This window comes from Novosphingobium sp. (genome assembly GCF_030699305.1).
Lineage (GTDB): Bacteria > Pseudomonadota > Alphaproteobacteria > Sphingomonadales > Sphingomonadaceae > Novosphingobium.
In genome coordinates this window covers 86,337-94,125 of sequence record NZ_JAUYNB010000037.1, presented here as the reverse complement: position 1 = coordinate 94,125, position 7,789 = coordinate 86,337, and the positions used below count along the sequence as shown (strand labels likewise).

9 protein-coding genes are annotated in these 7,789 nt (G+C 63.7%); 3 read left to right on the top strand and 6 right to left on the bottom strand.

Annotation, left to right across the window (positions count from 1 at the left end; translation table 11 throughout):
- Window positions 1-86: 86 nt before the first annotated feature.
- The 4 genes from Q8Q53_RS14685 to Q8Q53_RS14670 form a co-directional block, all read right to left on the bottom strand.
- Window positions 87-761 carry a hypothetical protein gene (locus Q8Q53_RS14685; protein ID WP_305702532.1) on the bottom strand — a complete coding sequence of 225 codons (675 nt, stop codon included), beginning with the start codon at window positions 759-761 and terminating at the stop codon, window positions 87-89.
- A gap of 391 nt (window positions 762-1,152) precedes the next feature.
- Window positions 1,153-1,299 carry a hypothetical protein gene (locus tag Q8Q53_RS14680; protein WP_305702531.1) on the bottom strand — a complete coding sequence of 49 codons (147 nt, stop codon included), beginning with the start codon at window positions 1,297-1,299 and terminating at the stop codon, window positions 1,153-1,155.
- Window positions 1,289-1,819, bottom strand: coding sequence for a hypothetical protein (locus Q8Q53_RS14675; protein WP_371136572.1), 531 nt, complete (start codon window positions 1,817-1,819; stop codon window positions 1,289-1,291). Before Q8Q53_RS14675 ends, Q8Q53_RS14680 begins: the two co-directional genes overlap by 11 nt.
- Window positions 1,820-1,893: 74 nt before the next feature.
- The gene (locus tag Q8Q53_RS14670; RefSeq protein ID WP_305702529.1) at window positions 1,894-2,838 is read right to left on the bottom strand and encodes a hypothetical protein; all 945 of its coding nucleotides are present in this window, start codon (window positions 2,836-2,838) and stop codon (window positions 1,894-1,896) included.
- 460 nt (window positions 2,839-3,298) lie between these two features.
- On the opposite strand from Q8Q53_RS14670, the gene uvrB reads away from it, so the two are divergent.
- The 3 genes from uvrB to Q8Q53_RS14655 all read left to right on the top strand — a co-directional run bounded on the left by uvrB (window position 3,299) and on the right by Q8Q53_RS14655 (window position 6,230).
- The gene (gene uvrB / locus Q8Q53_RS14665; protein WP_305702528.1) at window positions 3,299-5,485 is read left to right on the top strand and encodes an excinuclease ABC subunit UvrB; all 2,187 of its coding nucleotides are present in this window, start codon (window positions 3,299-3,301) and stop codon (window positions 5,483-5,485) included.
- A gap of 165 nt (window positions 5,486-5,650) precedes the next feature.
- Window positions 5,651-5,938: a type II toxin-antitoxin system RelE/ParE family toxin gene (locus Q8Q53_RS14660; protein WP_305702527.1), complete on the top strand. Its 288-nt coding sequence runs from the start codon at window positions 5,651-5,653 to the stop codon at window positions 5,936-5,938.
- Window positions 5,913-6,230, top strand: a complete 318-nt coding sequence (locus Q8Q53_RS14655; RefSeq protein ID WP_305702526.1) for a HigA family addiction module antitoxin — start codon at window positions 5,913-5,915, stop codon at window positions 6,228-6,230. The genes Q8Q53_RS14660 and Q8Q53_RS14655 overlap by 26 nt, the downstream gene beginning before the upstream one ends.
- A gap of 150 nt (window positions 6,231-6,380) precedes the next feature.
- Here the strand turns inward: Q8Q53_RS14655 and Q8Q53_RS14650 are convergent, their stop codons facing one another.
- Entirely contained in the window at window positions 6,381-6,932 is a 552-nt protein-coding gene (locus Q8Q53_RS14650; RefSeq protein ID WP_371136571.1) for a hypothetical protein, read from the bottom strand.
- 102 nt (window positions 6,933-7,034) lie between these two features.
- The gene (locus Q8Q53_RS14645; RefSeq protein ID WP_305702524.1) at window positions 7,035-7,772 is read right to left on the bottom strand and encodes an OmpA family protein; all 738 of its coding nucleotides are present in this window, start codon (window positions 7,770-7,772) and stop codon (window positions 7,035-7,037) included.
- Between the last annotated feature and the right edge of the window lie 17 nt (window positions 7,773-7,789).

The following is a 7,789-nucleotide window of genomic DNA, read 5'->3' as shown; positions in this document are numbered from 1 at the left end:
GTCGTGCGCAGTCGAGACACGCCCGCACCGCGCCAACGTGTCTCGACTGCGCTCGACACGAACGGAGCAGGTGGCTTCACCCCCCGCTACCCATAAGCCGCCCCGCGCAAATCCAGCTCCGGCACTTCGCCTGCGCCCCGCACCAGCCGGGGCCGCGTGTGGGTGGACCATTGCCACGCCCCCACCCGGATGAACGTATGATGCCGCAGCGTGCGCGCGCCCATCCGCTTGTGCGAGAGGATCGCGGGCAGGTTGTAATCGCTCACCCGGCTGAGCGAGTGCGTCAGCCCCCGCGCCGCCATCCAGTCCCCCGTCCCGGCCCACAGCGCGGCAAAGGCCCGCCCCAGCCGGAACTTCGGCGCGATCCACAGGCCGGTATCCCAGCAGCACCCCTCTGGCAGCAGAAAGCTGACCTGGACCTCATCCTCATCATAGCGCCCCGTCCCCAGCCAGATCACGCCGACCAGCTGGTCCTTGCGGTTGAACGCGCCCAGACAGGTCAGCCCCGCCGCGAACCGCAGCGCCTGCACTTCGGCCGCAGCATCGATTCGCTGCCCCCCCTGCACCGCCGCACCCAGCGCCGCCGCGTCCAGCGCCTCCACCCGGTATCCGGCGGGCATGTCCGGCAGGCGCTCGCGCGGCTGCGAGACAATCGCATAGCGGTGAAACGCAGCCACGCCCGATGCCCGCGCCGCGCGGGCGAGGACATAGGAAAACGTGCCGAGCATCCCCAGCAACTGGATCGTCTGTAGCGCCGCCAAGGCGAAGTCTCCGTTCGTGGTGCAGGAATGATGGCAAAATAGTCCTAAAGAACCGCAAACCCCGCCCCCGGTGTGCACAAACCCCGCCTTGCCCTGCACCAGCCCGCCCGGCCCATCCCCCGGCAGGCCTGCGCAAAACCCCCGAACCACGGGCGTTTCGCGCCGCCACGCAGTCCGCGCGGGGTGAGCAAGTTGATGAAAGTCATACGCGAGCCGTGCTGTGCAAACGAAACCTGCACGCCCCCTCAGCGCGCCGGTCAGCGCGGGCAGGATCGGGGCAAGGCAGGGGCGCGGCGACACGGCGAGTCCTCCGATGGACGGGACGGAACTGGCCAGCCTAGCGGGTGCGGGCGGTGTAGGAAAATGGGTTCACGCAGAGGCGCAGAGGAGCCTACCACTTGCCCCCGGCGTCCGCGATCGCCTTGATCAAGGCGCGCTTGGACGCGGTGCGGTTTTCGCCGGAATTGCGGGGCACCGCCACGTCGCCCACCACCGCGCGGCGGCGCTCTACCGCCGCGCCCAGCGCTTCAAGCGTCACGGCCGCGCGCTTCGTCTTCAAGGTCTTGAACGCCATGGCAGCCACCAGTTTCTTCGCGAATGCGGCGTTCCATATAGCCCAGATCGAGCCCGTCGCACAGCGCGAACAAAGCTCGCGCCTGACCGAGCATTTCCGGGGCGCTGCCGGATGCATATTGCCCCATCCGGTCGGCAATGATGTCTTCCGGCGCAATCACCGCGATGGCCCCATCGGGCGCGAGTTCGACGACCTGAACCATCTCGCGATCCGCCATGCCGTCGAGAAGCGTGTCCGACACCACTTCAAACCCCAGCCTCAATTCCGGATGCACCCACCCGCGCGTCGCATTTCCGGGGCCGGACGGGCGAACAAAGCCATGCTGCTGCATCAGGCTTTCCAGCACCTCCTGCCGCCCACAGGCCAAATCGAAGTCCCCGGTATTAACCGCCCCTCGCGTATAGATTTCCACCGCCGCGCCGCCCACCAGCACCGGCGGTCGATAACCGGCTGCATCCATTCCTGCACTGATCCGCGCCAGCAATCGCAGCGCAGCTTCGAATTCCGGGCGATAGGGGGACGCAGGAAACATGGGCGTGGTTATCTTAGCTATGCAAACTAAGCCACCTCGCGGAAGATCAAGAGTGGGGTAATTGCAGCGGCGGCACCGGGCCGTCCTAGAGCCAATCTTACGAGTGGCGCAATCGCATTCGATGCCTGCCCAACCATGCTGTTCATCATACCGACTGGCGCGGCATCTGCCTGAACATTGACCTGCTCGATACCTGCAAAGTCAGGATGCGCACTTAATACACCAAGTACCGCCCATTCTCCCGGCACCTGTACGCCATGCATCAGTACAAGTTCACTAGCGGGAGTAACCATGTATTCTTGTTTTAAAGGGCACCATATGAACTGCGCCGATCCATCAGAACTCACCAACGAGGCGTGGACAGCATGGGGCATGATCTGGATTAGATCGAGCACCATATCCGTTTGATCTTTCTGCTCTTTCGCCGCCGCTTTTTGGGCGGACGTCATATTACCCGTGGGTTTAGTTAGGGCCATACCGGACCGAATCATTCGCTGGAGCGAAGGCAGCTTCCAAGCTTCCTGAAACATCAACAGGTCATAAATGCTCAGCCAGCCCTTGACCAACACAAACTGACCTATCGCCGCTGTGCTGAGGTCACGCTGAATAAGTCCCTTCTCATCAATCACGTCGAGGAACATTCGAGCGTTAGCCCAAAAAGGATCGTAAGATCGCTCAATAGATTCTCCCCCAGCCTCGCCGGGGGACCGCTCAAACCCTAAGTTACCACCACCTAGCAAAGCAACCTGCGCGCCAGCTTCTAGCTTAAAGCCGCGCTTTGCCCCCTTGGTTACAGACTCCCCCTGTTTAATCTCAGTGATCAAACCACTTTGGTCGAATTGAGCAAGAAACGAACCAATCCGCCTGCCGTCATGATAAAGAAAGTCAAAGACGGAATCTGTGACCTGTTCGCCTTGCTCCACTTTTGATGCTTTTCCGCCGCTTTTCGACATACTGACGAACCTCTTCATCGTCGAGGATTGCGCGCTCAACGGCGTTCTCAACCTCGTTGGGGTCTGCTAGAATAGGACGTGCCTGCGCATCGTCAAACCCGATATTTGACAAACCTTTAGGTAATTTTTTTTCTTTCGACGTCACCCGATCAACGCCTTGCTTTTAACGCCGACAAGGGATCCGTCGGCTACCCCAACACCGCCCAGCGTCAGCGCTTTGAACGACTCGATGATTGCCGCGGGCATTTCGAGAATGGACTATGCAATCATCTGCGTCACGCTGATATGGCTATACCAACGACCGTTGATACCTTTTTGAGAAAATCGACGCCAGATTGCCGTTAGTTTCAGTACGGATGCCAACTGTGATGGACGAAGCACAGACAAAATTAGAACCCACACTTCTTCGTTCTGGATCAAGGCTGGCTAGATCGCCTTCCCCCTTCCCCTCCCGCCCCCAAACCCCCATATCCCGCCCATGGCCGAACTCATCATCCGCCGGGGCCTCGAAGAACCCGATACCTCCGGCAACTTCGTGCCGCACAAGCCTGCGCGGCCCGAAAAGGCCGAGGCGGGCAGGCCGTTTCGGATCGTGTCGGAATACCAGCCCGCCGGGGACCAGCCGACCGCGATTGCCGATCTGGTGGAGGGGATTCGGGCCGATGATCGCACGCAGGTGCTGCTGGGGGTGACGGGCTCCGGCAAGACCTTCACCATGGCGCAGGTGATCGAGGCGACGCAGCGGCCCGCGCTGATCCTGGCGCCCAACAAGATCCTCGCCGCGCAGCTGTATGGCGAGATGAAGAGCTTTTTCCCCGACAACGCGGTGGAATATTTCGTCTCGTATTACGACTACTACCAGCCGGAGGCCTATGTCGCCCGGTCGGATACCTACATCGAGAAGGAAAGCTCGGTGAACGAGGCGATCGACCGGATGCGCCATTCGGCCACCCGCGCGCTGCTGGAACGCGATGACGTGATCATCGTCGCGTCGGTGTCGTGCCTCTATGGCATCGGCTCGGTCGAAACCTATTCGGCGATGATCTTTGACATCAAGGTCGGCGAAACGGTCGACCAGCGCGAATTGATCCGCAAGCTGGTGGCGCTGCAATACAAGCGCAACGACGCGGCCTTTACGCGCGGCACGTTCCGCGTGCGCGGCGACAACCTGGAACTGTACCCCAGCCACTATGAAGACATGGCCTGGCGGATCAGCATGTTCGGGGACGAGATCGAGGCGGTGGTCGAATTCGATCCGCTGACCGGCAAGGCGGGGAACACGCTGAACTCCGTGCGGGTCTTTGCCAATTCGCACTATGTCACGCCCGGCCCGACGATGAAGCAGGCCGCCGACGCGATCCGGTTTGAGCTGACCGAGCGGCTGAAGGAGCTGGTCGCCGAGGGCAAGCTGCTGGAAGCCCAGCGGCTGGAGCAGCGCACCAATTTCGACCTGGAAATGATCGCCGCCACGGGCAGCTGCGCCGGGATCGAGAATTACAGCCGCTTCCTGACCGGCCGCTTGCCGGGCGAGCCGCCGCCGACGCTGTTCGAATACCTGCCCGACAACGCGCTGCTGTTCGTCGATGAAAGCCACCAGACCGTGCCGCAGATCGGCGCGATGTCCAAGGGCGACCATCGCCGCAAGATTACGCTGGCCGAATATGGCTTTCGCCTGCCCAGCTGCATCGACAACCGCCCGCTGCGGTTCAACGAATGGGATGCGATGCGGCCCCAGACGGTGGCGGTTTCGGCCACTCCCGGCGGCTGGGAGATGGAGCAATCGGGCGGCGTCTTTGCCGAACAGGTGATCCGCCCCACCGGCCTGATCGACCCGCCGGTGGAGATCCGCCCGGTCGAGGATCAGGTGCAGGACTGCATCGAGGAATGCCGCAAGACCGCCGCGGCCGGATACCGCACGCTGGTCACCACCCTGACCAAGCGGATGGCGGAGGACCTGACCGAGTTCATGCACGAGGCGGGCCTGCGGGTGCGCTATATGCACTCTGACGTCGAGACGCTGGAGCGCATCGAGCTGATCCGCGATCTGCGGCTGGGGGTCTATGACGTGCTGGTCGGGATCAACCTGCTGCGCGAGGGGCTCGACATCCCCGAATGCGGGCTGGTGTGCATTCTGGACGCCGACAAGGAAGGGTTCCTGCGCAGCGAAACCTCGCTGATCCAGACCATCGGCCGCGCCGCGCGCAACGTCGACGGGCGGGTGATCCTCTATGCCGACCGGATGACCGGCAGCATGGAACGCGCCATCGCCGAAACCGACCGCCGCCGCGCCAAGCAGGTGGAATACAACACCGAGCACGGCATCACCCCGGCCAGCATCAAGCGCGGCATCCACGATATCGTCGCCGACACCGCGAGCCGCGACGGGGTGCTGGTGGAAATCGACGATGGCGAGCGCAACAACCTCGTCGGCCACAACCTGCGCGCCTATATCGAGGAACTCGAAGGCCGCATGCGCGCCGCCGCCGCCGACCTGGAATTCGAGGAAGCCGGCCGCCTGCGCGACGAAATCCGCCGCCTCGAAGCCACCGAACTCGGCCTGCCGGACCACGAACACAAAGCGCCCATGGTAGGCCGCAGCAACGAAGGCAAGCCGGGGACGCGCAAGACGCGGTTCGGGAAGAAGCAGCAGAAGTGGGGGCGGTGAGGTTCTTGCCCGGTAAGCGCCGCGCTTACCGCTGACGGCGGTAACCGTCGGACAGTACACAGCCTAGAAGCTGATTGAGACCGCAGACCGCCCATCCACAGCGCATGCCAATTGCGTCAGGAAAGGCAAATTGCGGTCCAGTAATCAAGCGGTAAAGTGACTGTCATGATCCTATCTTTCGCCAATACCAACACGCAGACCGAACGGATCTGGAACGGCTTGCGCAGCAAGCTGCTGCCGCCCGACATCCAGAATCGCTCGCTCGATAAGCTGAAGGTGCTGAACCGTGCCAAGTCGATCGAGGACTTGCGCAATCCGCCCAGCAACCACCTCGAGGCGCTCAAGCGTGATCGGCTGGGCCAACATTCCATTAGAATTAATGACCAATGGCGTATATGTTTCCGTTTCAAGGACGGAAATGCTTACGATGTCGAAATCACCGATTACCACTGATCCCGAATGGCTGCATAACAGCCATGCCGGGGAGCTGCTGGTATCAGAATACATGGAGCCGCTGGGACTGGGCGAGGAAGCGCTGGCTGCCGCACTTGGCATCGTGCCCTCTCGCCTGCGTGACGTGATCTCTGGCGCAAAACCGATGGACGCCGATCTTGACCTGCGCCTTGCCCGCTATTTCGGCATGTCGGAAGGCTTCTTCCTTGGCCTGCAGGACGATTACGAACTGCTCGAAGCCAAGCGCGCGCTGAATGGCGAGCTTGAGCGGATTGTTCCCCGCGCGGCCTGAGCGCTTTACAAGTCTTAACTTTCACCCAAACCCCGCTCGCCCTGAGCTTGTCGAAGGGCTGCTTTTTGCCTTGAGCCAAGCGCTGCGGGGCAAGATAAAGCAGTGCTTCGACAAGCTCAGCACGGGCGGGTTGTGGGAGGGTGCGCCCCCCTACAGCTTCCCGAACTGCGCCTCGAACCCGGCGATGTCCCCGGCGGCGAGGTGTCTGGCCTGATCGATCCAGTTGTCGCGCTTGGGGCGGCCCGCGAAAGCGCCGAGTCTGGTGTCGAGATCCGCCAGGTCCGCTTCGGTCAGCGCGGCGATCTGGGCGTAAGTGCTGATGCCGAGGGTGGGCAGCAGCGCCTGCAGCTTGGGGCCAAGGCCCTTGATCTTCGACAGGTCATCGCCCGCCGCTGGTGCGGGCGCGGCTTCGGCGGCGGCGGCGGCGGCGGCTTCTTCCACCACGTCCTGCGCGCCGATGGCGATGGCTTCGGCAATCCCGCCCATGATCCCGCCGAACGCGGGCGGCACGATCTGGGCCGCCGGGGGCGCGTCGATCAGCGCCTGATTGCGCTGGGCGGGCGGAGCGCCTTCGTCCAGCACATCGGGGCGGCGATCCCGTTTCGGGGTGGTTGAGGCGCGGCCAAACAGCCACCAGGCCACCGCCAGCCCGATCAGCAGCGCCAGCGCAAACGCCACCCAGTTGGCTTCGATCAAGTGCATCATTCCGAACGTCCCCAGATTGCCCAGCCGATCGCCAGGCCCAGCAGATATGTCAGCAGGATAAGCAGCAGCAATTCGATCCACAATGGCATGGCCCATCCTCTATCCCGCACCGGGCGTGTCGATCAGCGTCGGCCGCAGCGACACCGGCGAAACAACCGAAAATTCAATCCGGCGATTAGCGGGATCATCCGCCTCCAGCCCGTCAACCGGGGTGGCCGAGCCAAGTCCGCGCGCGCGCAGATCGGACCGTGCAATCCCGCGCCGGACCAGCGCTTCCCGCACGGTTCGCGCGCGATCAAGGCTGAGCGCGACGTTGGCGTCTTCCAGCCCTTGCGCGTCGGTGTGGCCGGTGATCGCGATGATGCTGCCCGCGCACGGGCGCAGCGCCGCGGCCACTTCATCGAGCAGCCCTTCGCTGACCGGATCAAGCGCCGCGCTGGCTTCGGCAAAGCGGATCGTGCGGGTTTTCAGGATGCCGTCAACGTCGCGCTGGCAATGCATCGCGCCGCCGCTGGGGGCCGCGCTATCCTGGCGGCGCGCCGGATCGGGCGCCCACTGCACGCCGCCCACGCCCGGCACCGCAGCGACTGCGGCGGCGACCCGGCTGCGCTGCGTCGGGGCCAGCGTGCGGCCGCCAGTCAGCACCGGATGGCGCGTCAGCCAACCATTGGCCGTGCGGAACTGCGCCGCTACGCCCGCCCCCCCGGCCGCCGCCGCAGCCTGCGCGGTGCGCGCTTCGAGGGCGGCGATCAGCGGCTGGCCATGCGCGGTCAGGCTGGCGAAGGCCAGCGCTCCGCAAGCCGCGGCTCCGGCCAGGATCAGGGGGGGGATGCGCAAGGGCAAGGGAACGGGCA

Bases quoted from the DNA above. Each gene is read 5' to 3' on its own strand.
- Q8Q53_RS14670 (WP_305702529.1), bottom strand. From the start codon at position 2,838: ATGAAGAGGTTCGTCAGTATGTCGAAAAGCGGCGGAAAAGCATCAAAA.
- uvrB (WP_305702528.1), top strand. From the start codon at position 3,299: ATGGCCGAACTCATCATCCGCCGGGGCCTCGAAGAACCCGATACCTCC.
- Q8Q53_RS14660 (WP_305702527.1), top strand. From the start codon at position 5,651: ATGATCCTATCTTTCGCCAATACCAACACGCAGACCGAACGGATCTGG.
- Q8Q53_RS14655 (WP_305702526.1), top strand. From the start codon at position 5,913: ATGTCGAAATCACCGATTACCACTGATCCCGAATGGCTGCATAACAGC.
- Q8Q53_RS14650 (WP_371136571.1), bottom strand. From the start codon at position 6,932: ATGCACTTGATCGAAGCCAACTGGGTGGCGTTTGCGCTGGCGCTGCTG.